This is a genomic window from Pusillimonas noertemannii, assembly GCF_003096595.1.
Taxonomy (GTDB): domain Bacteria; phylum Pseudomonadota; class Gammaproteobacteria; order Burkholderiales; family Burkholderiaceae_B; genus Pusillimonas; species Pusillimonas noertemannii.
The window spans coordinates 278,530-304,195 of the sequence record NZ_QEKO01000004.1 but is presented as its reverse complement, the minus strand read 5'-3'; the positions used below and the strand labels follow the sequence as shown (position 1 = coordinate 304,195).

20 protein-coding genes are annotated in these 25,666 nt (G+C 62.0%); 19 read left to right on the top strand and 1 reads right to left on the bottom strand.

Annotated elements, in window-relative coordinates; genetic code table 11:
• Positions 1–2: 2 nt before the first annotated feature.
• From ppa to guaB, 15 genes are all read left to right on the top strand, one after another.
• Positions 3–539, top strand: coding sequence for an inorganic diphosphatase (ppa, locus tag C7440_RS14690; RefSeq protein WP_017523249.1), 537 nt, complete (start codon positions 3–5; stop codon positions 537–539).
• Between the two features lie 47 nt (positions 540–586).
• Positions 587–721 carry an entericidin A/B family lipoprotein gene (locus tag C7440_RS14685; RefSeq protein WP_017523250.1) on the top strand — a complete coding sequence of 45 codons (135 nt, stop codon included), beginning with the start codon at positions 587–589 and terminating at the stop codon, positions 719–721.
• 246 nt (positions 722–967) lie between these two features.
• Positions 968–1,234 carry a hypothetical protein gene (locus C7440_RS14680; protein WP_116519047.1) on the top strand — a complete coding sequence of 89 codons (267 nt, stop codon included), beginning with the start codon at positions 968–970 and terminating at the stop codon, positions 1,232–1,234.
• On the top strand, positions 1,231–2,526 hold the full coding sequence (locus C7440_RS14675; protein ID WP_116519046.1) for a hypothetical protein: 1,296 nt from the start codon (positions 1,231–1,233) through the stop codon (positions 2,524–2,526). Before C7440_RS14680 ends, C7440_RS14675 begins: the two co-directional genes overlap by 4 nt.
• On the top strand, positions 2,523–3,335 hold the full coding sequence (locus C7440_RS14670) for a hypothetical protein (protein WP_133244297.1): 813 nt from the start codon (positions 2,523–2,525) through the stop codon (positions 3,333–3,335). The genes C7440_RS14675 and C7440_RS14670 overlap by 4 nt, the downstream gene beginning before the upstream one ends.
• A 142-nt stretch (positions 3,336–3,477) precedes the next feature.
• Positions 3,478–4,131, top strand: coding sequence for a hypothetical protein (locus C7440_RS14665; protein ID WP_133244296.1), 654 nt, complete (start codon positions 3,478–3,480; stop codon positions 4,129–4,131).
• Entirely contained in the window at positions 4,128–5,096 is a 969-nt protein-coding gene (gene cpaB / locus C7440_RS14660; RefSeq protein WP_243410929.1) for a Flp pilus assembly protein CpaB, read from the top strand. Before C7440_RS14665 ends, cpaB begins: the two co-directional genes overlap by 4 nt.
• 8 nt (positions 5,097–5,104) lie before the next feature.
• Entirely contained in the window at positions 5,105–6,538 is a 1,434-nt protein-coding gene (locus C7440_RS14655) for a type II and III secretion system protein family protein (RefSeq protein ID WP_371743495.1), read from the top strand.
• 5 nt (positions 6,539–6,543) lie between these two features.
• A complete protein-coding gene (locus tag C7440_RS14650; protein WP_116519041.1) occupies positions 6,544–8,421 on the top strand; it encodes a TadA family conjugal transfer-associated ATPase in 1,878 nt (625 codons plus the stop codon).
• The gene (locus C7440_RS14645) at positions 8,418–9,266 is read left to right on the top strand and encodes a type II secretion system F family protein (RefSeq protein ID WP_116519040.1); all 849 of its coding nucleotides are present in this window, start codon (positions 8,418–8,420) and stop codon (positions 9,264–9,266) included. The genes C7440_RS14650 and C7440_RS14645 overlap by 4 nt, the downstream gene beginning before the upstream one ends.
• Before the next feature lie 15 nt (positions 9,267–9,281).
• Complete coding sequence (locus C7440_RS14640) at positions 9,282–10,145, top strand: type II secretion system F family protein (protein WP_116519039.1); 864 nt, start codon at positions 9,282–9,284, stop codon at positions 10,143–10,145.
• Between the two features lie 158 nt (positions 10,146–10,303).
• The gene (locus C7440_RS14635) at positions 10,304–10,618 is read left to right on the top strand and encodes a DUF192 domain-containing protein (protein ID WP_165832601.1); all 315 of its coding nucleotides are present in this window, start codon (positions 10,304–10,306) and stop codon (positions 10,616–10,618) included.
• A gap of 52 nt (positions 10,619–10,670) precedes the next feature.
• Positions 10,671–11,246 (top strand): transcription elongation factor GreB, encoded by a 576-nt coding sequence (greB, locus tag C7440_RS14630; protein WP_116519131.1) that lies wholly within the window; start codon positions 10,671–10,673, stop codon positions 11,244–11,246.
• 170 nt (positions 11,247–11,416) lie between these two features.
• Positions 11,417–15,469 (top strand): phosphoribosylformylglycinamidine synthase, encoded by a 4,053-nt coding sequence (purL, locus tag C7440_RS14625; RefSeq protein ID WP_116519037.1) that lies wholly within the window; start codon positions 11,417–11,419, stop codon positions 15,467–15,469.
• A gap of 34 nt (positions 15,470–15,503) precedes the next feature.
• Positions 15,504–16,964 carry an IMP dehydrogenase gene (gene guaB, locus C7440_RS14620; RefSeq protein WP_116519036.1) on the top strand — a complete coding sequence of 487 codons (1,461 nt, stop codon included), beginning with the start codon at positions 15,504–15,506 and terminating at the stop codon, positions 16,962–16,964.
• A gap of 107 nt (positions 16,965–17,071) precedes the next feature.
• Here the strand turns inward: guaB and C7440_RS14615 are convergent, their stop codons facing one another.
• Positions 17,072–18,856, bottom strand: coding sequence for a tannase/feruloyl esterase family alpha/beta hydrolase (locus tag C7440_RS14615; RefSeq protein WP_243410927.1), 1,785 nt, complete (start codon positions 18,854–18,856; stop codon positions 17,072–17,074).
• Positions 18,857–19,212: 356 nt separating this feature from the next.
• On the opposite strand from C7440_RS14615, the gene guaA reads away from it, so the two are divergent.
• From guaA to C7440_RS14595, 4 genes are all read left to right on the top strand, one after another.
• A complete protein-coding gene (gene guaA / locus C7440_RS14610; RefSeq protein ID WP_116519035.1) occupies positions 19,213–20,799 on the top strand; it encodes a glutamine-hydrolyzing GMP synthase in 1,587 nt (528 codons plus the stop codon).
• Positions 20,800–21,031: 232 nt separating this feature from the next.
• On the top strand, positions 21,032–22,000 hold the full coding sequence (locus C7440_RS14605) for a virulence RhuM family protein/type II toxin-antitoxin system death-on-curing family toxin (protein WP_116519034.1): 969 nt from the start codon (positions 21,032–21,034) through the stop codon (positions 21,998–22,000).
• 314 nt (positions 22,001–22,314) lie between these two features.
• A complete protein-coding gene (locus C7440_RS14600; protein WP_207775417.1) occupies positions 22,315–23,889 on the top strand; it encodes a hypothetical protein in 1,575 nt (524 codons plus the stop codon).
• Complete coding sequence (locus C7440_RS14595) at positions 23,886–25,634, top strand: hypothetical protein (protein ID WP_116519032.1); 1,749 nt, start codon at positions 23,886–23,888, stop codon at positions 25,632–25,634. Before C7440_RS14600 ends, C7440_RS14595 begins: the two co-directional genes overlap by 4 nt.
• Positions 25,635–25,666 lie beyond the last annotated feature (32 nt).

Genomic DNA, 25,666 nt, shown 5'->3' with positions numbered 1-25,666 from the left:
GCATGAGCCTAGACCGCGTCCCCGCCGGCGCCAAGTTGCCCGACGAATTCAACGTCATTGTCGAAATTCCCCAGAACTCCGACCCCGTCAAGTACGAGGTCGACAAAGAGTCGGGCGCCGTGTTTGTTGACCGCTTCATGCTGGCCGCCATGCATTACCCCGCCAACTACGGCTATATTCCCAACACCATCTCCGACGACGGCGACCCGGCCGACGTGCTGGTGGTCGCGCCTTTTCCCATCCAGATTGGCGCCGTCGTGCGCTGCCGCGCCATCGGCGTGCTGCACATGGATGACGAGGCGGGCGGCGACGCCAAGCTGCTGGCGGTGCCGGTCGACAAGCTCTACCCGCCGTACCGCAACATCAAGTCGCCCCAAGACCTGCCCGAAGAAGACCTGGCCCGCATCCAGCACTTTTTCGAGCACTACAAAGACCTTGAAAAAGGCAAGTGGGTGAAGGTAAAGGGCTGGGGCGACGCCGACGAGGCCCGCAAGGAAATCCTGGACAGCGCCAAGCGCTATGCCGATTCCAGCAAATAATTCCGTACTTCTGTTGCACAGCAGTCTTTTCCTTTAAGGAGTTCACCATGCTTATAAAAAAAATTGTGTCGTCCTTGCTGATCCTGGGTTGCCTGGCGGCGGCGGGCTGCACCAACACCGTGCGCGGCGCCGGTGAAGACATTTCCGCGGCCGGCGATGCCGTGCAAAGGTCGACGAAGTAAGGTTCGGCTGATCCAGTAGTTCCAGCCCATAAAACACCGGGGCCGGCTTTGCCGGCCCCGGTGTTTTTGCGTGGAGGTCTGGGGCAGGCATGGCATATTGCTCGTGCCCCCGGGGGCAGGGCCGCGGCTCGAGGCTTCGAGCAGTTTCGAGGCGGCTGCGCGATTTGGTCCGTGTCGGTATCTGCGAATTGTGCCTTTGGCGGGCGGAAGCGAGACTTTGTCCACGACCGGACAAAGGAGGCGACCATGCAGCAAGCCCATCCGCGCCAGCGCGGCCAAGGCATGACCGAATACATCATTATCGTGGCCCTTGTCGCCGTGGCGGCCATCGCCGTGTATCAGTTGTTCGGCCAGGTCGTGCGCTCCCAGACAGCAGCCATGGCACGTGAACTGGCGGGCGAAGACGGCACCGCGCAAAGCCAGGCGGCGCAGGCCGCTTCCGAGACGGCCGCGGGCCAGACAGCGGCAAAAAGCCTTAAGTCATTTACCGGCAACGCGGGGGTGGGGCAATGAACCCGCAGCAGCAGGGCGGCCAGGCACTGGTCTGGGGCATGTTGCTGGCTGCCGTTGCCTCTGTGGTGCTTGTGCGCTACTTTGCAACCGGGCAGATGGTAGCCGCCAAGGCACGACAGCTTCATGGACTTGACGCGGCGGCCTACAGCGGGGCGCTGGTGCAGGCGCGAGCCCTGAACATGCTGGCCTTGCTGAACCGCTCGCAAGTGGGCCACCAGGTGGCCATGGCGCACCTCGTCACATTGGGCACCTGGGCCTTTCTGGGCGGTGCCGAATCCCGCCAGGCCACAACGGGAAATCCTCCTGTGTATCTTATTGCCATGCTGTTCGGCGCGGGGCACGGGTCTGCCTATGCCGCCGCCAAGAGTGCGAACGGCCTGGAGTCGTTGGCACAAACTCCCGGCAAGCTGGCCTTGGCGCATACCGAGCACGACAGGCTCGTGCACCATGTCTTGGGCGCAGTCCAGCACGACATCGTCAACACCCTGCCGCAGGCGCGGTACCAGGCCATGCAGCAGGTGTTGCGCCGTCATTATCACGGTGAATCTTCCTCGTTGGAAGTCGAGCACGACGATTGGCCTGGCTCCATCCAGCTGCATGCCGGCGGCCGCCACCTGGCATCGTTCGTCCGTAACGTGGCGGGGCGTTACGACTTTCTGTCGCCGCGCAACCATACGGCGCGCAACCCCTGGCCCGTACAGGCGCGCTGTCCTGCGCGGCGGCACGAACTTCGCCGCCGGGGGCAGACACAACTCGACCAAACCGGTGTCTGGCAGTCCATCGACACGCAATCCTTCCATGCTTTGCGCTCCAATCGCTGGATAGGTTGTTACTTTCGCGAATACGCCATGGGCTGGGGTTGGATCCCCACCGCGCGCGAGCAGCGCACCGACTCACCCCATGTCGAGAACCCTCCAGACGATTTTTCCTCTCAGGACTTCTGGCGATGGGTGCAAGAGGCCACCGACTGGGACATCTTCTCGGGCGATGCCAATCCCCTGGCCAACTCTCGCGCAGTCGCGGCAAGGCCGCATTGGCGGTCGCTGGGCTTGCCCGATTATTTCGACGTCGCCGAAGGCGCTTCTGCGGCACCCATGGGTTTCAGCCTGAGACTGCGGCGCGCCGGACCCGAAGGCATCACCATCACCACGCGCAGCGCTGCCGAGACCTTCTTCGCCAGGCCCGGAGAAAGGGCCGACCGAAGCTTTGAACGGGCCAACCTCTTTCACCCGTTCTGGCAGGCAAGGTTGCGTTCCAGCGATCGGGCCTTGTCCGGGGCGGAGGCGCCATGAACAGGCAAGCGTCAGCCGCGCAAGCCCGGTCTCCTCGCGCACGGAAACTGCTTTTTTCGCGGTTGCGAGGCCATGCACAGGCAGGGCAAGCCCTGGCAGAGGCGCTGGTTGCGTTTAGCGCCTTGTTGCTGGTGTGGGCGGCAATCGCCTGGCTCGGTCGTTTCCAGGACATCGCCTTGCAGGCCACGCATGCCAGTCGCTATATCGCATTTGCCGAAGCACGCGGCGTGCCGGTGTCGGCCGAAATGGTCCAGCGGCATTTTTTCGGCACATCGCTTCACCGCTGGGCCGACCGAAAGGGCAAGCTGCTGTTCAGTGACCGTGGCGCGCACGTCCGGCTCGGAGTCGAGCGTGGGCCGCAGCTTGACGCGCATGCACAACCTGGCCAAGACGTTGCTTTCGCGGCAACGCTGCGCAGTCAGTGGAAACTGGCCGATACCGGCATCGTCGATGCCCGTGTCGCGATCGAGCTTCCCGGGGCGCCAGGCGCCGACGGAGGCGGAAAAGCCGGCTTCATGTCTGCCCTGCGCGACTTCGATCAGGCCTATCCGAAGCTATTGCGTCATACGTCCATTGCGACGGCGGCGGGACATGCCTCGGATGACGATTCGGTGCAGCAAAGGGTGGCAGGGTCAGCCCTGGCCTGGAACGAGCCGGCACAGCAGGCTTATGGTCTGGGCCGGCAGATTTCTTCCCTGATGAGTCCCGTGGATGCAGGCTGGAGCCGGCCCCGGCCCACATTCGACTGGCTTGGCGATTGGGCGGGCCAAGTGCCTGGGCGGCATCTCTTTGCGGGCGAGCAGCCTTGAGCATTCGTTTCGGAGCAAGAGCAATGGGTCTTCCCACAGGAGGTCGTTCGTGAACCATCATGCCAGTGCCATTCTCAGTATTTGCGGTGTCTGTAGGGGCCAGCGTCAACTCGCGGCCCGTCGGCTCATTGTGGTCTTGACCATGGCGACGGCCCTTCTTATCCCATCTCACGCGTTTGGGTCGGTCGATAGCCGCCTGTCTTTTCCGCATGCCGCGACATCGGCCTTCACCTGGTTTGAACCGATCGAAATGCATTTGTCCGGCCTGCCGGTCAGTACCCGAAGCTTCGTGGCGGCGCTGCCTCTCGAACAGGCGGCCAGGCTCATGGCGCGACACGAAAAGCGCTTTCAAAGAATCACCACTTTGCCGGGGGCCATCCTGTTGTCCGGAGTCGATGCCGGTCTCCACTGGGTTGCGCAGCTCGAGGCGCGGCATGGGCTGGTCCGGGGCATGGTCTCGGCATTGCCGCTCGATGCCGCTTCCGGGCCAAAGGCTGCGGGACAGGGTTTTCTGGCTTCCTGGCTTGCCCAGAACGCGCGCTTTGTGTTCAGCCAGGCTTCCTCGGCGGACGGCAGGCCGATGCTGCAAAGCGTTCACATACCTCATCGATCTTTCGATGTGTTTGTCGAAGCGCTGGACCGTCGCCTGGCCGAGTCGCGATGGCAGCGCACGGGCGCGCACAGCTGGACAGCACGCTCCGCCGGCGTACGGCCAGCCGGCCCGCGCATCGACGTATTTCCCGTTCATGCCGCCCTGGGCGGCGCGGACGCTGTCCTGGTCAATCTATCTGAATGAAATTTCCGGAGGACGCCATGCGCATGCCGCTCGATAGACGTTCCTGCATCATGCTGGCCATTGCCGTGGGCGCGGGTCTTGTCGCCATGTGGGCGGCGCGCCAGCACATACAGGGGCGTATCCATCAGATCGAGGCTCAGGCGCGGGTGCCCACGGTGCAGCGGGTAGTGGCCGCCTACGACCTGCCGGCCGGCATCCGCCTCAGCAGCGACCATCTGGCCGTGCGAAGCTTTCCGGCGGGCCTTGCAGCCAGCGACAGTGTTGCGCCAGAGGCCTATGCCGTGCTTGAAGGACGCCTCCTGAAAACGCCGCTGCGCGCGGGCGATGCCGTGCTTGCCGCCCATGCGGTCGCCGAGCAGGGCCTGCCGTTCTCGGCCCGGCTGGGCGAGGGTCGCCGTGCCATCACCATGCCCATCGACGCCATCAATTCCGCTTCGGGCTTGCTCGAGCCCGGCGACCTCATCGATCTGTATGTCTCGTTCGACCATCAAGGGAAACGCATTACGGCGCCGCTGCTGCAGGGCGTGCTGGTGCTGGCCACAGGCACGGCCACCGACGGAACCGAACAGGGCGGCGCCTACGGCTACTCGACGGTAACGCTAGATACCGCGCCCGAAGATGCCGTCAAGCTCGTTGCCGCGCGCCAAGGAGGAACCATCACCGCGCTGCTGCGCCGCTCGGACGACGCCCTGTCCACCCAGCGCGCCTCGCGGGGCGACCTGGCCAGCCTGCTTGGCGTCGCTTCAGCGCCTGTAGCGCCTCGGGCGGCTGAGCCGGCACCGGTCATCTACGGAGACAGGCCTGTAAGCCGGTTGCCGAGCCCGCGTCCACCCTCCGATGCGGCGCCCGTGGCTGGCTTGTTCGACCTGCCGCATGCTCCCGAGCTCGTCAGCGCCTGGCTGAATGCCCGGCCCGACTTGGGCCTGTCGAGCCTCGATTCCGACCCGCAATCCGACAGGCCATAGGCGGCTGCATGCTTCATCTCTTCCTCTGTTGCCTGTGTCCATGCGTGCCGCCGCGTCGAGTCCTTGGCCTGTCCGTGTTTCTTGCACTTGCGTGCCTGCAGGCTGGGCCCGTGGGCGCGGCGGGCGAACAGCTTCTAAGCCTTCAGGTCGGCGAGCTGAAGGTATTGGCGGTTCCCGACGTGGCGAGGGTAGCGGTCGGGGATGGTCAGGTAATCAACGCGATTACGACAGAAGAAAAAGAAGTCATCGTCTTTGCACGGAGTGAAGGCTCGACGGTGCTGCAGGTGTGGTCCGAAGACGGGCTGCGCCGGCGCTTCGATGTCGAGGTCGCACCCGAAGGCGCCCGTCGCCTTCAGCAAGAGTTGCGCGCGGTGCTCGAGCGCATTCCCAACGCCCGCGTTTCCAGTGTCGGCGACAAGCTCATTGTCGAGGGCGACGATCTGTCCGACGCCGATCGCGAGCGCCTGGCCCAGCTTGGCCAGCGATATCCACAACTGGTCGACTTTACCGGGCAGATCGGCTGGGACCGCATGGTGCTGCTCGACGTCCAGGTGGTCGAAGTGCCTCGCACGCAGCTTCAAGAGCTTGGAGTGCGATGGAATGCCGAGAGCGACGGCGGGATGTTCGCCGGGCTGGCCTGGGACGCCGGCACGCGTCGCTGGGACGAGCGCCCCGGCTCGGCCGGCGAGCCATCGCCCATGCCCATACCGGGCCCGGCCGCCGCCGTCGCCGGCTACTTCGGCGTGAATGCGCTACTTTCGGCCCGGATCAACGCCATGGCGCAGACCGGCAGGGCAGTGGTGCTGGCCCAGCCCCAATTGTTGGCGCGCAGCGGTGCAACGGCCGAGTTTCTTGCCGGCGGAGAAGTCCCATACTCTACAACGGACGCGAACGGCAACACGAGTACGGCATTCAAGCCTTATGGCGTGTCCCTGCGCATCACGCCGCAGATCGAACGCAACGGCGCAGTGCGCTCGCACATCGAAGTCGAGGTCAGTTCCATCGACAGCGCATTGTCCGTGCCTACCGGGCCTTCGCTCAAGACGCGGCGGGCTTCGACGGAATTCAATGTCAGGTCGGGGCAGACCTTGGTCATGGCGGGGTTTCTCTCGCGAGACGAATCGCGCAACGTCAGCAAGGTACCGGGCCTCGGCGATGTGCCGATACTGGGGCGCCTGTTCAGCTCGACGCGCTTCCAGCATAGTGAAACCGAGCTTGCCATATTCGTGACGCCTGTCGTGGTGGCGGCCGATCATCCCGACTTGCAGGCCCGGGTATCCAAGGGGCGTCAGATCCTGCAGTCAACGTTCAGTGCACCCGAGGTGCTGAACGTTCCCATTCGTGCGCTCGACACAATGCCCGCGGCGCTTGGCGGAAACAGCGGCTGGAACCCCTATGCCGGCCCGGGGTCGCAGTGGGGTCCAGAAGCCAATCAGGAGTAAGTTGCATGCTGGAGCTGGAACTGAAATTCGAGGATGGCACCATAGACCAATGCAATGTGGCACTGCCGGTGGATATCGGCCGCTCGCCGCGCTGCGGCCTGCATATCGCCGCCTGGAGAGTGGGCAAGCGGCATGCGCGCATCGAGCGCGGTTCCGACGGGCCCTTCATCGACGACCTGGGCACATTGGGCGGCACGCTGGTCAACGGCCGGCGCATCACGCACCATGGGCCGTTGCTGCCCGGAGACGAGATACTGATAGGTCCGTGCCTGATACGGATACGCCGCTGTGTTCCCCTCGACGCGGCGCCAAAGTTCACGGCCCACGGCGGAACCGGCGGGACATCCGCAGAGGCCCGGAGCAGGCCGCAAGAAGCCGTGTCAGGTCTGGATGAAGCCCAGCTGGCTATTTTCGGGACGGCATCGCATCAGCATGGCCATGGAGGGCCAGCCAGGCTTGACGATGGTACGGCTGGCGAAGAACTTGCGCTGCGCCTGCAGCATCGCCGCAGGCTGCACAGGGCCTTGCTCAAGGCGCTGGACCTGCGCCGCCGCGATGTGGTGACCCTTAGCGACACGGCCCTGCGCAGCGAAGCCCGGCAGGTGCTGTCGGCCATCATCGAAGAAGACCACGCGCTGCCCGCCGGCATTGACCGCGAAGCCCTGCTGGCCGAGGTGGTGGACGAAGCCATCGGCCTCGGGCCGCTCGAACCCCTGCTTGCCGATGCGGCCATTACCGAAATCATGGTCAATCGCCACGACGAAATATTTATCGAAACGGCGGGGCGGCTGCGGCGCCACGCATCCGGATTCAGCAGCGAGCAGGCGGTGCTGGGCGTGATAGAGCGCATCGTTTCCCCGCTGGGCAGGCGTATCGACGAAAGCTCTCCCATGGTCGATGCGCGCCTGCGCGACGGCTCGCGGGTGAATGCGGTGATTCCGCCCATTGCACTGCGCGGGGCCAGCCTGACCATACGCAAGTTTCCCGTCCATCGGCCCGGCATGGACGATCTGCTGCGGGTCGGCGCCCTCGATGGCGCCATGCGCGACTTTCTGATGGCTTGCGTGAAGCATCGCAAGAACATCGTGGTGTCTGGAGGCACCGGCTCGGGCAAGACGACACTGCTCAATGTGCTGTCCAACTGCATACCCGAGGCCGAGCGCATCGTCACCATCGAAGACGCCGCCGAGCTCAAGCTCGACCACGCCCACCTTGTCACGCTCGAGGCGCGGCCGCCCAACCTCGAGGGCAGGGGAGCGATAGAGATCCGCGACCTGGTGCGCAACGCGCTGCGCATGCGGCCCGACCGCATCGTGGTGGGCGAGTGCCGCGGCGGCGAAGCGTTCGACATGCTGGCCGCCATGAACACCGGACACGAAGGCTCGTTGACCACGCTGCACGCCAATAGTCCGCGCGATGCGCTTGCCCGGCTCGAGACCATGATACTCATGGCCGGCATGGACCTGCCGCTTGCCGCCGTGCGGGAACATATCAGCGCCAGCATCGACCTGATCGTGCAGCAGGTGCGCGCGGGCGACGGGCGGCGCTACATCGATGCCATTGTCGAGGTAACGGGCATAGAAAGCGGCCGCATCCAGCTGCAGCCCCTGTTCAACTATCACGCCGGGCCGCCCGCGGCCTTCGTGGGCTGCGGTGTCGTCCCCGACTTCATGGCACGCGCGGGCGGGCGCTTCGATGGCCTGGATGCGTCGTTGTTCACGCGGCGCCATGTCGTTCCCAATGCGGCGGCAAGCTTTCAGTCGGCCTGCGCCGCCACCCGGCACGAGTCGCTTCCGGGCGATCAGGCTGTCGACGATGCGGTTCATGCAAGGCGCGATACCGGCGAAGCCATGTCCAGCACCTTGGAAGGCCACCGCCCATGATCCTGGTATTCCTTGCCGGCGTGCTGGTAGCAGGGGTCATGGTGGCCTGGCTGATGCAGCGCTGGCTGCCACAGGGCCTCGTCCGCTATCGCAAGGCCTATACGCGCACGGCCCAGAACCGCCTGGGCGAGTTCTTCCTGTTCCTGGATCCGGCCAGCCTGTGGCAAGCCAATCTGCTTGCCTGCGGGGTGGTCTTCGTCGTCGTCGTCGTGGTGGCAAGCGCTTCGCCGGGCCTGGCCCTGGCCGCCGCCGGGGTCGTCCTGGCGGCCCCTCGCTGGGCCCTGGGCCATCTGCGCAGAAGGCGCCAGTCCCGCTTCGACGAACAGTTGCCCGATCTGCTGTTGTCGCTTTCAGGCGCGCTGCGGGCCGGATCGAGCGTGCAGGCGGCCTTGCATCACATCGTTCCCCAGGCGCCGGTGCCGCTTTCACAAGAGTTCGGCCTGGTGCTGCGCGAGCAGCGCATGGGCGTACCTCTTGAACAAGCCCTGGCCAATCTCCAGGAGCGCATGCCCAGCGAAGGTACGGGCCTGGTCGTTTCGTCCTTGAGCATTGCCCTGGGCAACGGAGGAAATCTGGCCGAAACGCTGGAGCGCATCGCGGCGACGCTTCGGGCCCGGACCCAGCTGCGCGCGCGTGTGGCCGCCCTGACTTCCCAAGGGCGCCTGCAGGCCTGGATCATGGCCTGCCTGCCGCTGGCGCTGGCCCTGGTGCTCGATCATCTCGATCCGCAGTCCATGGCCTTGCTGTGGCATACGCCGGCGGGCTGGGCCGTGTTGGCAGTGGTGGCGGTGCTCGAGCTTGCGGGCATTGCGCTGATACGCCGCATTGTCGATATACAGGTATAGGCCAAGGGGAAAGAGATGCTGTTCTGGCTGAGTTGCGCACTGGCGGGTCTGTCGCTGCATTGCCTGGTGTGGCTGCTGATGCGGCCGGCCGGAAGAGCCCGGGCCGTGCCCGGTCATATACGCCATGTCGTGCTTCGCCTTGCGTGGCCATGGATCGAGGTGCTGGCTGTTGCAGTGGCGCCGTGGCTTTCGTGGCGGGCCCGAGGAGCTATCGGGCGGCTGGTCCAGCAGGCGGGGCTTGACGCCTCTTGGAAGCCTGAGCATCTTGCTGCCATGCAGATCATGGCGGGCCTGGCGGGTGCCTCGGCCATTGCGGCCAGCATGGCCTTCGTGCAATTCGAAACGGGCCGGGTGATCGTGCCTGTCCTGTCGGCGGGCCTGGCCGCCTGGCTGCCCTGGCGTGCTTTGGCGCGACTGGGTGTGCAGCGAAGACGCCACATGCAAAGAGAGTTTCCGTTCCTGCTCGACATGGCCACCTTGTGTGTCGAGGCCGGCCTGAGCCTGCAGGGCGCTTTGCAGGAAGCGGCCTGCCACGGGCCCCCCGGCCCCTTGCGCGATGAGCTGCGGCGCAGCCTGGCGGACATGCGTGCCGGAGTGGTGCGCCAAGAGGCTTTGGGCCAATTGGCCCGGCGCACAGGGCTGGAGGCAGTACAGCAACTGGTGACGGCCTTGGGGCAGGCTGACCAACTGGGCATGAACCTGGGTCCCTTGCTGCGCGCGCAGTCGGAGCAGCGGCGCAACGAACGCTTTCTGCGCGCCGAAAAGCTGGCGCTCGAAGCACCCGTGAAAATGCTGTTTCCACTGGTGTGCTGCATATTTCCCTGCACCTTTCTGATCATCGGCTTTCCGATAGCCGCCAAGCTGTTCGAGGCCATGTAGCCATGTTCCCGCTCATTTTCCTGCGATGCGGGGCGGGGCTCGCGGCGGCGGGGCAGGCAAGAGGCCTTGCAGGCAAAGCGCACACCGCCCGGACCGGTCGCTGCGGCCAACGCATCGCATACCATTGCGCGGGCCGGGGGCATGGAACAGTTGTTCCGTTGCGCTTGCAGCTTGCCGGGTCTTTCTGGAGACGCGCCGCGGGGCTATTCCTGTTTCGCCGAACGGGCCTGCATGAGGGCCTGTGGCTGCGACCCTGCCGAGCTATCCATACGGTGGGCATGGGGCGGGCCATCGACGTTGTCTTCCTGGACAGGCACGGCGTTGTCGTGAAGACGGTACACGCCTTGCCTCCGAATCGCGTGGCCTGGTGCATGCGGGCGCATTCGGTGGTCGAGCTTCCAGCGTTCTATTGCAGCAGGCACGCCCATTACCCCGCCGCCGTGCGCCGCGCCATGCGCCAATTGATAGAATAGCCTTATGCGCCGGCATGGGCCGGCGGCGTTTGTTTCTGATTCGTATTGCGCCATGAACAAAGCCTTTGTCAAAGAGTCGGACAACGACGATGATGACGACCTTGCACCCGAGGCGGCCCCCTTGCCGCCGGGTACCAAGAACTACATCACCACCCAGGGCTATGCGCGCCTGCGCGCTGAGCTCGAGCAGTTGATGAACGAAGAGCGGCCTTCGGTGGTGCAGGTGGTGTCGTGGGCGGCCTCCAATGGCGACCGCTCCGAGAATGGCGATTATCTGTACGGCAAGAAACGCCTGCGCGAAATCGACCGCCGCATCCGCTTCCTGACCAAGCGGCTCGAATTGGCCGAGGTGGTCGATCCTTCCCTGCAACCCAACAAAGACCAGGTCTTTTTCGGCGCCACGGTGCTGTATTCCGACAAGGCGGGCGAAGAGTTTCGCGTCACCATCGTGGGCGTGGACGAGTCCGAGCCGCTGCAGGGACGCATCAGCTGGATCTCGCCGGTGGCCCGGGCGCTGACCAAGGCTCGCGAGGGCGATACGGTTACCCTGCGCACCCCGGCGGGGGTGGACGAGCTGGATATTCTCGATGTGCACTATCCTGAATCGGGCGGGCAGGGCGGCGCTTAAAGACCCATTAGCGGCTCCGAGCACAAGGCGTCCGGGCACGAGAAGATTGGTTGAAGCCCGCCTCCATGCCCGGCAGGCCTGGCAGCGGCGGGCAGCGGTCTCAGCCGATTCAGGTTTAACGGGCTAAAATAAGGGATTCCACTAATCCAGCCCCTTTTGCCCTTTCTACCGTGACCTCCATCCAGCATTTTCCCGGTTCCCTGGTCCTGTCGCCGTTTCGCCGCGAGCGCCTTCTTAAACGATTTGCCGAACTGGGTCTGCCGGTTGCCGATATCCAGGGGCAGTACGAACACTTTGTCTGGGTCGAGTCGGAACTGGGCGCCGGCCAGCAAAATACGCTGTCCGCGCTGCTTGACTACGGCGTACCCCTTACGCCGCAAAAAGAAGATCGCCATGCGTTTACCCTGCGCGTAATCCCCCGGCTGGGCACGGTTTCACCCTGGGCCAGCAAGGCCACCGATATTGCGCACAACTGCGGCTTGCCCCAGGTGCGCCGCATCGAACGGGGCATACGCTACACCGTCAAGCCCGCGCGCGGCTTGCTGGGCAGCCAGAACATCGATGCCCGGCAACTGGGCCAGATCGCCGCCTGCCTGCACGATCGCATGACCGAAACCGTGGTGGATGAACGCTTTGACGGCGCCGAGCTGTTTGCCTCGCTGCCCGGCAAGCCCATGCAAACGGTCGATGTCATGGGCCGGGGCCGGCAGGCCCTGGTCGAGGCCAACGTCGAACTGGGCCTGGCTTTGTCCGAAGACGAAGTCGAATACCTTGACGACTCCTTCCGCCAGTTGGGGCGCAACCCCACCGACGTCGAGCTGATGATGTTCGCGCAGGCCAACAGCGAACACTGCCGCCACAAGATCTTCAACGCTAAATGGGTGATCGACGGCGTTGAGCAGCCCAATACGCTGTTCGGCATGATCCGCGCCACGCACGCGGCCCAGCCCGAAGGCACCATCGTGGCCTATTCAGACAACGCGGCCATTATGGCCGGCGGCGCCGCCAGCGTCTTCCATGCCGGCGCGTCGCCCGATTCGAACGAACCCGGCGCCACCGCCTACGCCAGCCACGATGCGGTCATGCACACGCTGATGAAGGTCGAGACCCACAACCACCCCACGGCCATAGCGCCTTTTCCCGGTGCGGCCACGGGCGCGGGCGGCGAGATCCGCGACGAGGGCGCCACGGGCCGGGGCTCCAAGCCCAAGGCCGGGCTTACCGGCTTCACGGTTTCGAATCTTCGCTTTGCCGACGCCCTCGAACCCTGGGAGGCTGACACGCACGGCCTGCCCGACCGCATCGCCAGCCCGCTGGACATCATGGTGGAAGGGCCCATAGGCGGCGCGGCCTTCAACAATGAATTCGGCCGGCCCAATCTGCTGGGCTACTTCCGCGCCTACGAACAGCAGGCGGCGGGCAGCCGCTGGGGCTATCACAAGCCCATCATGATCGCGGGCGGCCTGGGAGCCATCGACCAGCGCCTTACCCATAAAGACCCCATCCCCCCCGGCGCGCTGCTGGTGCAGCTGGGCGGGCCGGGCATGCGCATTGGCATGGGCGGCGGTGCGGCGTCCAGCATGAGCGTGGGCGCCAACAGCGCCGAACTGGATTTTGATTCCGTGCAGCGGGGCAACCCCGAGATCGAGCGGCGCGCGCAAGAGGTCATCGACCGATGCTGGCAGCAGGGCCAGAACAACCCCATCATCGCCATCCACGATGTGGGTGCGGGCGGGCTTTCCAACGCCTTTCCCGAGCTGGTGAACGACGCCGGCCGGGGCGCCATGTTCGAGCTGACCCAGGTGCACCTTGAAGAATCGGGCATGTCGGCCGCCGAAATCTGGAGCAACGAGGCGCAAGAGCGCTATGTATTGGCCATACTGCCCCAAGATTTGCAGCGCTTTGCCGCCATTGCCGACCGCGAGCGCTGCCCCTACGCCGTGGTGGGCGTGGCCACCGAAGAGCGCCAGCTGCGCGTGACCCTGGGCGAAGACCTCCCCGGCGTGGCGCAGGCGCCGCAGGGCCAGCCGGCCCATGAGCCGCGCCCGGTCGACGTGCCCATCGACGTCATCCTGGGCAAGCCGCCGCGCATGACGCGCGACGTGCGCCGCATCGACGCCCGGCATCAGGCCCTGGACATCGCCGGCCTGCCGCTGGGCGATGCCATCGAGCGGGTGCTGCGCCATCCTACGGTGGCCAACAAGACCTTCCTCATTACCATCGGCGATCGCACCGTGGGCGGCCTGAGCAGCCGCGACCAGATGGTGGGCCCCTGGCAGGTGCCGGTGGCCGACTGCGCCGTGACCCTGGCCGATTTCGAAGGGGTGCGCGGCGAAGCCATGGCCATGGGCGAGCGCACGCCGCTGGCGGTTATCGACGCCCCGGCCTCGGGCCGCATGGCGGTGGCCGAAGCCCTGACCAATCTGGTGGCGGCCGATGTCCGGTCGCTTAAAGACATCAAGCTGTCGGCCAACTGGATGGCGGCCTGCGGCGTACCGGGCCAGGACGCGGCGCTGTACGACACCGTGTCGGCCGTAAGCCAATGGTGCCAGGCGCTGGGCCTGTCCATTCCGGTGGGTAAAGATTCTCTGTCGATGCGCACCACCTGGCAAGAGCAGGGCGAGGCGCGCGAAGTGATTTCGCCGGTCTCGCTGATCATTACGGCCTTTGCCCCCGTGCAGGACGTGCGCGCGACGCTCACCCCGCAATTGCGTACCGACGCCGGCGACACGGTGCTGATCCTGGTCGACCTGGGGCAGGGCCGCAACCGCCTGGGCGGCTCGGTGCTGTCCCAGGTGTTCAACCAGACCGGCGATGCAACGCCCGATATCGAAGATGCCGCCATGCTGGCCGGGTTCTTCAAGGTGGTGCGCAAGCTGGCGCAAGAGGGCAGCGTGCTGGCCTACCACGACCGTTCCGACGGCGGCCTGCTGGCCACCGTATGCGAAATGGCCTTCGCCGGCCGGGTGGGCGTCTCGCTGAACCTCGACATGCTGACCATCGACCCGCATGCCGCCGACTGGGGCGACTACAAGATACGCCCCGAGCAGGTGGCCGTGCAGCGCGACGAGCTCAGCCTGAAGGCCTTGTTCGCCGAAGAGGCGGGCGCGGTGCTGCAAGTGCCGCTGGCCCAGCGCGACGCCGTCATGCAGGCGTTGCGCGAGGCGGGGCTTTCAGTACATTCGCACGTGGTGGGCAGCTTGAACAAGCTCGACGAAATCCAGGTGTATCGCGACGGCAAAAGCATCTATAGCCGCCCGCGCGCCGAACTGGCCCGGCAATGGAGCGAAGTCAGCCGCCGCATCATGGCGCTGCGCGACAATCCAGCCTGCGCCCAGGCCGAGTTCGACGTGTGGAGCAACACCGAAGACCCCGGTTTCAGTCCCGTGGTGGGCTTTGACCCGCAAGAAGACATTGCCGCGCCTTTCATCGCAACCGGCAAGCGTCCGCGCGTGGCCATCCTGCGCGAACAGGGCTGCAACAGCCAGGTCGAGATGGCCTGGACGTTTGATAAATCGGGCTTCGAGGCCTGGGACGTGCACATGACCGACCTGCTGTCCGGCCGCATCCGCCTGGACGACGTGCAGGGCCTGGTGGCCGTGGGCGGCTTCAGCTACGGCGACGTGCTGGGCGCGGGCGAGGGCTGGGCGCGCACCATCCGCTTCAACCCGCGGCTTGCCGATCAGTTCGCCGCTTATTTCCAGCGCGCCGACACCTTCGCCCTGGGCGTGTGCAACGGCTGCCAGATGATGGCCACGCTGGCCGACATGATTCCCGGCGCAGGCCATTGGCCGCGCTTTACCCGCAACCTGTCCGAGAAATACGAGGCCCGTCTTTCCATGGTCGAGATCGCCGACTCGCCTTCGCTGTTTTTCAAAGGCATGGCGGGCGCCCGGGTGCCCATCGCGGTGGCCCATGGCGAGGGCTTTGCCGACTTCCAGACCCAGGGCGAACTGACTCGGGTTGCGGGCGCTCTGCATTATGTCGACAACCAGGGGCGGCGCACCGAAACCTATCCCTACAATCCCAATGGCAGTCCCGACGGGCTGGCGGGCGTGACCACGGCGGACGGACGCTTCACCGTGATGATGCCGCACCCAGAGCGCGTAACGCGCAACGTGATGATGTCGTGGCACCCCGAACGCTGGGGCGCCAACGACGCCGGCGGCGACGCCAGCCCCTGGATGCGCATGTTCCGCAACGCCCGGGTTTGGCTGGGATAAGCGTATAATCTTGCTTTGTGCACGGAGTTATCGAATGCGGCTCATCAAAAAAGCACTAACCTTCGACGATGTGTTGTTGGTTCCTGCCTATTCCGAGGTCCTGCCTCGCGACACTTCACTGCTTACACAGTTCACCCGCGACATCACGCTTAACATCCCGCTGGTCTCGGCGGCCATGGACACGGTCACCGAAGCGCGCCTGGCCATTGCCATGGCGCAAGAGGGCGGCATAGGCATCATCCACAAGAACCTCAGCGCCGACGAGCAGGCGCGCGAGGTCGCACGGGTAAAGCGGCACGAGTTCGGCATTGTCATCGACCCGGTCACCGTCACGCCCACCATGAAGGTGCGCGACGCCATCGCGCTGCAGCGCCAGCATGGCATTTCGGGCTTGCCTGTGGTCGAGGGCGGCAAGCTGGTGGGCATAGTCACCAACCGCGATCTGCGTTTCGAAGACCGGCTTGATGTCTCACTGCGCGACATCATGACCCCGCAAGACCGCCTCATCACCATGGATGAAAGCGGCACGCTCGACGAAGCCCAGGCCCTGATGCACAAGCACCGCCTCGAGCGCGTGCTGATCGTCAACGACAAGTTCGAGCTGCGCGGCCTGGCCACTGTAAAAGACATCGTCAAGAACACCGAGCACCCCATCGCCTGCAAAGACGCCCAGGGCCAGTTGCGCGTGGGCGCCGCCGTGGGCGTGGGCGAGGGCACCGAAGAGCGTGTTGAAAAGCTCGCCAACGCCGGCGTCGACGTCATCGTGGTCGACACGGCCCATGGCCATTCGGCGGGCGTCATCGAACGCGTGCGCTGGGTCAAGCGCAACTATCCCCGCATTCAGGTGGTGGGCGGCAATATCGCCACCGCCGAAGCCGCGCTTGCCCTGGTTGAGGCGGGTGCCGACGCCGTCAAGGTGGGCATTGGCCCCGGCTCCATTTGCACCACTCGTATCGTGGCGGGCGTGGGCGTGCCCCAGATTACCGCCATCTCCGATGTCGCCAAGGCGCTTGGAAGCACCGGCGTGCCACTTATTGCAGACGGCGGCATCCGCTACTCGGGCGACGTCTCCAAGGCCCTTGCGGCAGGCGCCTTCACCTGCATGATGGGCGGCATGTTCGCCGGCACCGAAGAAGCGCCGGGCGACGTCGTGCTGTACCAGGGGCGCTCATACAAATCGTATCGCGGCATGGGCAGCGTGGGCGCCATGAGCGACGGCTCGGCCGACCGCTATTTCCAGGACCCGGCCAACAACGCCGACAAGCTCGTGCCCGAAGGCATCGAAGGCCGCGTGCCCTACAAGGGCAGCGTCATCGCCATCATCTATCAGCTTGTGGGCGGCATCCGGGCCTCCATGGGCTATTGCGGCTGCAAGTCCATTCAGGAAATGCGCAGCAAGGCCCAGTTTGTTGAAATCACGTCGGCCGGCGTGCGTGAATCGCACGTGCACGACGTGCAGATCACGAAAGAAGCGCCGAACTATCGGGCGGATTGATTCGCATCGAGCGGACCAAACTGCGTTTTAGCTGCATATTGACAAAGGGCCACCGGAAGGTGGCCCTTTGTCTTGGTCGTCAGGCCGTGGCCTGATTCAACACGGGTTTACGAAGCGGCGCACTCGTAGCTGGATGCGATCTTCGGGTCACCGCCCACGAACTTGGCCTTCAGCGGATGCAGGCAGATGGGCCGGGACTTGATCTCGGGGAACATGTCGGTGGCTTGCGTGCTGATGTCCACTCTTTCCGCAGGTGCTGTACCTTGCTCGACCCAGTCTGTCAGCAGTTTGTACAACTGATCCATAGTGGGCAAGGGCGGATTGGCCAAAGGATTGGATGTGCCGTTGTAAAGGCCATGTCCCATGCCCGGGACGAAGTACAGCCGGTAGAACTCCTGGGTGGCCGCCAGACCGCCCATTTGTTCGGTGACGCGGCGGTAGTAGTGCAGGGTGCCTTGTGGCGGAATGAGCTGGTCGGCCAAGCCGTAGTAGGTGATCATTTTGCCGCCGGCATCGCGAAACACGCTCAGATCGGGATTGTCGGTGTTGATATTGGCAAACTCGCTTTGCAGTTGAACACCTCTGTCCCAGGCATCGGCAAGTTGCGCATAGCTCAGCGTTTTCCATTTGTCCTGGCCATCGCCCGTAGCGTTCTTGAATGAAGGACTTGCGTAGGTGGGGTCTTGTAGTTCCAGAGTTACCTGGTCAACAGCAATCGGAAAGGGCTGTTCGCCGGCGAGCGCAGTCAGAGTGCTGCCTCGGGTCAAACCGTACCATTTGTGATTGGTGGCCAAGGTATCGCTCATGCCGTTATCGGCGTCTGGGGCGGGAACGCTACCGTCCGCAGTCTGGCCATACCAGAACTTGTTGACGGCCAGCGCCTGGGCCGTCGTGAGGCAGGCGCTACCGCCATTATTGCCACCATCGGTGGTGCATAGCAGATCAAGATCCTGGGTGGGGTCGTACGTGCATGACGCCGGGTCGGAAATATAGCCCAGATGCTCGCCTCCTACAAGGTCGCACGCGGCGATCGCCGCATTGGACGCGGCATCAAGTTGTTCGTTGCTTAAGTGATTACCGCCTAGATCGCGTTGCACCACGATTTGCGGATAGAGTTCCGTCGTAATGAATTTTGACCAATTGATCGCCGGGTATCCAGCCAGGATACCGTCGAAATCCTCCGGATTGACCTGAGCAAACTTGAGGCCTTGCCGGCCGCCGGTCGAGGCACCGGTCCAATAGGCGTATTCGGGCATCTTGCCATAGTAGGCCTCGGCCAGGGCCTTTGATTTCACCGCAGTTTGGTGAATAGCCCGCTCCGCAAAGTCTTTCCACAGCACAGTGTTGATGGTGCCGTCTGGCAGCATGGCAAAAGAGCCGCTGCCCAGAATACTGTGTCCAGTGTCGGTGGTGGCAGTGACTTCTCCGGCGAGTGCGGCCGTGGCGCCCGCCGAGGCGTCCCCTATGGCTTCCGTTGACCCATGCGGTCCGCCAGCCCAGCCACCGCCACCGATGGCACGCAGTCGTCCGTTCCATTGCTCCGGCTTGGTGGGCAGCCATACTTCGATGCCAATGCCTGCAGACGTGGAAGGAGCATCCTCGGGTCCTGGGTTGCCGGGCCCCACATTGAGCTTGACCAGGCAGACATCGTTCTCTGCATTGGGAGTACGCCCGTCGGCCTGCCCCAGCGTCAGCGGCTCGCCCGCCTTAAAGGACTTGACCTGCACAACAGTCGTCAGTTCATCGGGCTTGAAGTGCTCTTTGATCGAATCATCACAGCTCAATGTGGGAGGCGGGACGGGGTCCTTTGACGGGGATGAGTCGCTGCCGCAGGCCGCCAATAGGGCGGTGCCACTAATGGCCAGGGCGGACAAAGCGATATGTCTCTTCATTTGTCTTCCTTTTATTCGTTTATTCATGAGGAAATGCTGAGGCGAACAATATTGCATATTTTGTTGCCAGGACAGTGTAAGGCTAAGGCACTATCATGCAATTTAGGGAAAACCCTCTGCAAAAATGCATTTTTATTCTTCATTTATAGGCAATATAGAGCCTGCTTGGCGTCGCCATAGGGACGCCATATGTTTGGAAAATATCCTTGATGGACCGGAGAATAGGTCATGGCAGGCCGTGGCCATGGCTGTCGTGGCGGGACATTGCTCAAGTATTGAAGTCTTGAAGTGCTGTTCTCAGCCATTTATTACAATAGAAGCTTTACCTTCCACCTCACTTCACACCCCCAGCCATCATGCATCAGAAAATCCTCATACTTGACTACGGTTCGCAGGTAACTCAGTTGATTGCGCGCCGCGTGCGCGAAGCGGGCGTGTTTTGCGAAATCCATCCGGGCGATGTCGATGATGGCTTCGTCAAGAGCCAGGAAAACCTGCGCGGCATCATTCTTTCGGGCAGCCATGCCTCGGCCTACAGCGAGGATTCCCTGCGCGTGCCGTCGGCCGTGTTCGAAGCGGGCGTCCCCGTGCTGGGCATTTGCTACGGCATGCAGTCCATGGCCATGCAACTGGGCGGCAAGGTCGAGTTTTCCGAGAAGCGTGAGTTCGGCTATGCCGAGGTGCGCGCCCGCGGCCATACCCGCTTGCTTGAAGGCATCGAAGACTTCAGCACCACCGAAGGCTACGGCATGCTGAAGGTGTGGATGAGCCATGGCGACAAGGTTGCCGAGTTGCCCCCGGGCTTCAAGCTGATGGCCTCGACCGATTCATGCCCCATCGCCGGCATGGCAGACGAAGAGCGCGGCTTCTATGGCGTGCAATTTCACCCCGAGGTTACGCATACTTCGCAAGGCCAGGCTCTGCTGTCGCGTTTCGTGCACGAGATCTGCGGCTGCGCCGGCGACTGGAACATGCCCGACTATGTCGAAGAAGCCGTGGCCGCCATCCGCGCCCAGGTGGGCAGCGACGAAGTCATATTGGGCCTTTCGGGCGGCGTCGATTCCTCGGTGGCGGCGGCGCTCATCCACAAGGCCATCGGCGATCAGCTTACCTGCGTCTTCGTCGACCACGGCTTGCTGCGCCTGAACGAAGCCGAGCAGGTCATGAATACCTTCGGCGACCATTTCGGCATGAAGATCATCCACATCGATGCCACCGAGCAGTTCATGAGCAAGCTGGCCGGCGTCACCGATCCCGAGCAAAAGCGCAAGATCATCGGCAAAGAGTTCGTCGAGGTTTTCCAGGTCGAGGCGGGCAAGCTCGCCAATGCCCGCTGGCTTGCCCAGGGCACCATCTACCCAGACGTCATCGAGTCGGCCGGCGCCAAAACGGGCAAGGCCGCCGCCATCAAGTCGCACCACAACGTGGGCGGGCTGCCCGACACGCTCAACCTCAAGCTGCTCGAGCCCCTGCGCGAGCTGTTCAAGGACGAAGTCCGCAAGCTGGGTGTTGCCTTGGGCCTGCCCCCGGCCATGGTGTATCGCCATCCCTTCCCGGGGCCCGGCTTGGGCGTGCGCATCCTGGGCGAGGTCAAGCATGAGTACGCCGAGCTGCTGCGCCGCGCCGACGCCATCTTCATCGAAGAGCTGCGCCGCGCCGAAGACCCCGTCAGCGGCAAGAACTGGTACGACCTGACCTCGCAAGCCTTTGCGGTGTTCCTGCCGGTGAAGTCGGTGGGCGTCATGGGCGACGGCCGCACCTACGATTACGTTGTGGCGCTGCGCGCCGTGCAGACGTCCGACTTCATGACGGCCGACTGGGCCGAGCTGCCTTATTCGCTGCTGAAGAAGGTGTCTTCGCGCATCATCAACGAAGTGCGCGGCATCAATCGGGTGACATACGACGTGTCGAGCAAGCCGCCGGCTACGATTGAGTGGGAATGACGCTGTCTTTCAACTAATTGATTTTATTTGAAAAAATGAATGCCATTGATGATGCTTTTGCATTGTCAATGGCATTTTTTATGGTATGTAAGAAGCATGCTATCGCAATTCTTCCAGCTATCATGAGGTGATTTTCGCTTGTTTCATTCTGATTGCGGGTCGAGCAGGTATGTGAAGAATGACTGGACCCAGATAAGATTCGGGGTCAGTCTCCGCAGACGTAAAGGTTTTTATGAGTGAAATCATTATATTTGAAGGTGGCAACCAGTCCGTGGAAGTTAGGCTGGAGGGGGAGACTCTGTGGCTGACGCAACGCCAGATTGGCGAGTTATTTGGGACCACACCGGAGAATATTTTAATGCACCTGCGTGGAGTCTATGTCTCGGAAGAGTTGAGTGAAGCGGCAACTTCTAAGGATTTCTTAGTAGTTCGGCAGGAAGGCAAACGGCAGGTCAAGCGTCGACTTAAGCACTACAACCTCGACGCCATCATCTCTGTTGGTTATCGAGTCAACTCTAGTCGCGCCACCCGCTTTCGCCAATGGGCTACCCGCGTGCTAAGAGAGCACCTGACTCAAGGCTACAGTCTGAACGAGTATCGTTTGGCTCAGCAGGGACTGGCAGAGCTGGAGCAAGCCGTGGTACTGCTGGGGCAGACGTTGACGCGGCAGCAATTGGTTTCAGATCTGGGGCAAGAAGTTGTTGGCCTGATTCTGGGCTACGCTCGTACGTGGCGGTTGCTGCAAGATTATGACCAAGGGGCTTTGGGCTTACCGGAGGGGGCACAAGCGGCGAAGGGTATCCTGCGGTTGGATGAGGCTCGTCGAGCCCTGGATGCGTTGGGCGAGGAGTTGTGCTCACGCGGTGAAGCCTCAGAATTGTTCGCTCGTGATCGAGGCGAAGGTTTGGCAGCCATCCTGGGCAATTTGGAGCAGACAATGTTTGGTGATTCGCTTTATCGCACCCGCGAGGAGCGGGCCGCGCATTTACTGTATTTCGTCATTAAAAACCACCCATTTTCGGACGGCAACAAACGCTCCGGTGCCTTCCTTTTCTTGCTGTATCTGCGCCAGGAAGGCATGCGCTTGACCTTGAATGAACAGGGTCTAACAGCATTGACTCTGCTGATCGCTGAAAGCGATCCAAAGTCCAAGGATTTGATGGTGCGCTTGACGATGAATCTGATTGTAGAGGCTATTTAGGCCCCAAGTCTGAATTCGTCAATATTTTGTCGGTGATATAGCTTGTATTTCTGTTGCTAGTCGGCCGGGGGCTTTTTTCCAACTCCGCGTGTGCAAGGTAGACTGGGATGCCTCATTAATTTTATCGACTTTGAAAATCTTGAAATCTCTTTTGAGGGCAAAGAATAATAATGGCAACAGAGGGGACACCAGTAGACGAGACAGAATTGGCTACGCAGCTCCGCACACGTGGCTTGGTGCGTACTGTTGCGGACCGTGGGAGTCGCCGTCTAGACGAGAATCATTCTGCTCTGGTTGAGGCGCTTTCAACCATATTGAACGCTACCGATGCACCACCTATTGACCTTCATATCGAAGAAGCGCTGGCGGAATTGAAGGGGCCACGCTTCTTCCTTGTTCAGCATGTTCTATGCGATCTGATACCCCTGCTGAACGTAGATCAGGATGTCCTTCTTGCTTTCATCACGCGCCTGCTTGATGCGGGCGGCAACGACCTGGCTGCAGGCACCCCTAGTACTGCTTTTGGCGAATGGACGAAGAAGAACCCAGTAAGATCCTCCAAGGTCTACGAAGCGGCACGTGCCGGCGATAACCTGGCTTTGCGTCAACTATTCACGGTTCTCGTGATGAACGCCGATATCGAAGAAGGCCTCATTTTCGCGCAGGCTCACGAGCGGGAGGCAAAGCTCGCCGCCCTTTCGGCTTTGGGTGCCATGGAACTGGGTGAACGCTACGGTGAGGTGCTCGACATCCTGGTCCAAGGAGCGTCCAGCAATGACGAAGCCATCGCACTCCGGTCCCTCGAAGCGGGCTATCGCGCTGCTGCACAGCGAAAAACACTGGCACCGGTCGGCTTTGACGAACAGCTCGAACGTGTCCTTCAAACGAGGAGTCCCTTCGTGATTCACTTGGCAACGAACCTGTTGTGGATTCACTGGGTCGGTCTTACAGAAAAAGCCATGAGCCTCTGCCTTGATGCCGCTGCGGATGTTGACCCGGATAACGCAGGAACGATTTCACACCTCGACCATGCAGCATATCAGCTCGTGGGTGCTGGGCATGCTGAAAAAGTGATTTGTCTGCTTAGTGAGTTATTTGATCGCTCAAAAGGCCGGATTGCGCTAGACGCGTTCCAGAGTACCTACCACGCGTTGCAAAATGCCGGCTCTGAGGTGCTGGGTAGCGCAGTTGTGTACTGGCTGCTGAACGGGAGCACGTATACCCATAAATGCGTGGCTAGCGAAGTTTGCGGTGTCGGAAATGACGATCCGCCTTTCTCTGTCCCCACGTCATCTCTTCCACTGGAGCCATCGGATCAACTATATCTTTGCCGCAAGGCCGTCGGGTGGTTCTTCATTGATCCAGTGGTCGCAGTTGTCATACCGTTAGCGGTACTTCGCGATGGGTCTTCAGATATCAAAAATGATGTCCTCGATCTGATCTATCACCCCTTGCTCGTGAGCTATGGGGGCAAGTTGAAGGACTACGTTGAGCGTTATGCCGAGAGCATCCCGGACCTTGCTGAATTGCTCACACGAAAGGCAGCAATTCAGGATGCGATGGAAGGTATTGAGCGTTTAGTCGAGCTGCACCCTAGTGAAATGCAGCGCGAGGCGGCACACGTCCAATGGCGCGAGCAGATGGAACGGAGCATGGAGCAGGGGCACCGGAAATCTATTTTTGAGGATCTCGTCACCAAACAATACATCCTATATGGCCGATCGTCGTTGACGCCGATCCACACCGAAGAGGGCACCACACATCTCACCGAGACTGGGATGCATTCGTTCTCGGTCTCGTCAGAGTTGCCCATCCTCGACATCGTTGACCCAGTTGGACTCGAGCATATGCTCTTGCAATTCAAGCTTGAGCAGCGAGCGCAGAGATGAAACTTGTCGTGATGCACTATCTACGCTCGCTACGCGAGCGTGACGAACTCGACGCTATTCTGCCTGATCTTTTGGCTGAGAGTGGTTTTGAAGTTCTAACCCGTCCTCGTCGCGGTACCCGGCAAGCTGGTGTCGACGTAGCGGCAGTTGGCCCCAATCCCGATCGGGATGGCACTCGAAGTCTGTTCCTATTTACGATCAAGTCCGGTGATTTGACACGAGAGCATTGGGATACTGGCCAGCAGGCTGTACGTCCGTCGCTGAATGAGGTTTTGGATGACTATATTCCGAACCGCATCCCGCCCCATTTTGCGGATTTGCCTGTTGTTATATGCGTCTGCATGGGCGGCGAGATGCGCGAGGATATTCGTGCTCAGTGGAGTGGTTACTGTCGGGCGAACGAGAAAGCCAACGTTCACTTTGCCGAATGGAACGGGGATCGTCTCTCCGATTTGATCCTCAGCGGCATGTTGCGTGCTGAGTTAATTGAGAGCGAGAATCGGGGGCTATTTCAGAAGGCGCTAGCGATGCTTGATCAGCCCGACGTCGCTTATCGGCATTTCCGGCAATTACTCAATGTCATCTTTATGGAGCCGAAGAGCCAGGCAGAGCGCACACGTCAGCTACGTAAGGCCTACCTGTGCCTTTGGATACTCTTTGTATGGGCTCGCGACACCGATAACCTTGAGGCTGCATATCGAGCATCCGAGTTGGTGCTGCTACGCAGTTGGCCCCACTGTGATAGTACCCGTCTACACAGGGGAGCGGCGCAACAGGAGCGGCTAGCTCATTTCGATCAGGTTTTCAAACTGCACCTAATCATCGCTCGCCTTCTACTAGTCGAGAAGATTGGCCCGTTCGCCGACAAACGCTATGCGCTTTCAATGGCCGTAAATTCACGTTACGCAGTAGACATCAACATCGCGCTGTTCGAGACACTGGGGAGGTTATCTCTCCACGGGTTATGGTTAGATGCCATCAGTGCTGGGGACGATGCGGCATTCGCGCAGGCAATGAGTGAAGGGGCGGACGAGGCGCTCAACATAGCGATCGGGATGCTGAACGCGAACCCGGCGCTTGCCGTCCCCGCTCGTGACGATTTCACGATTGAATTGGCTCTGTTTATGCGTCTCGCAGATGTGCGCGGACGCCTATCTAATGTTGCTGACTACATCCGCAGCATGTCCGACCATCTTTGCTACGGACTGCGGGCTCGGCGGCACTATCCGACGCCGACGACAGAATATCGTAATGTCCTCTCACATCCAAGAGAACGCAGCGACGCATACTTCGAAGAGCATACGCAAGCGGGGATTCTTTACACTTTCGTGCTCGCTTGGCTTGCAATGATAGGAGATCAAGAGCGAGCAGAGCAGTTGCGCAGCACGCTGTTAGAGAACGCTCCACACATGACCCACCAAATCTGGATTCCCGACGCACGAACGGATGAGGTTTTCTGGGATGGTGATCGAGATCACGGCGTGTCGGTACCAGGTCTGCCACTCAACGACTCGCTAGAGGCCGTTTTTAGTCTACTGAACCGTGTGATGCAGGAGTATCCATTGGATGAGAGGATAAGTGCTGTTCGAAATCACCTGACTCCAATTTTTCTTATGGCCTGCCGTCATTATCGCATGCCTGTACCACCGCATGTTTGGCAAGGTCAGAAGCGTTCATCACGAGACAGCACTCTTTCCGATCAAGCAGCGCCGGATATGGAGATGCAGCAGTCGCAAGGCGGGTAATCTTTGGCGTGGGTACGCTTCCGCCGGAGAGC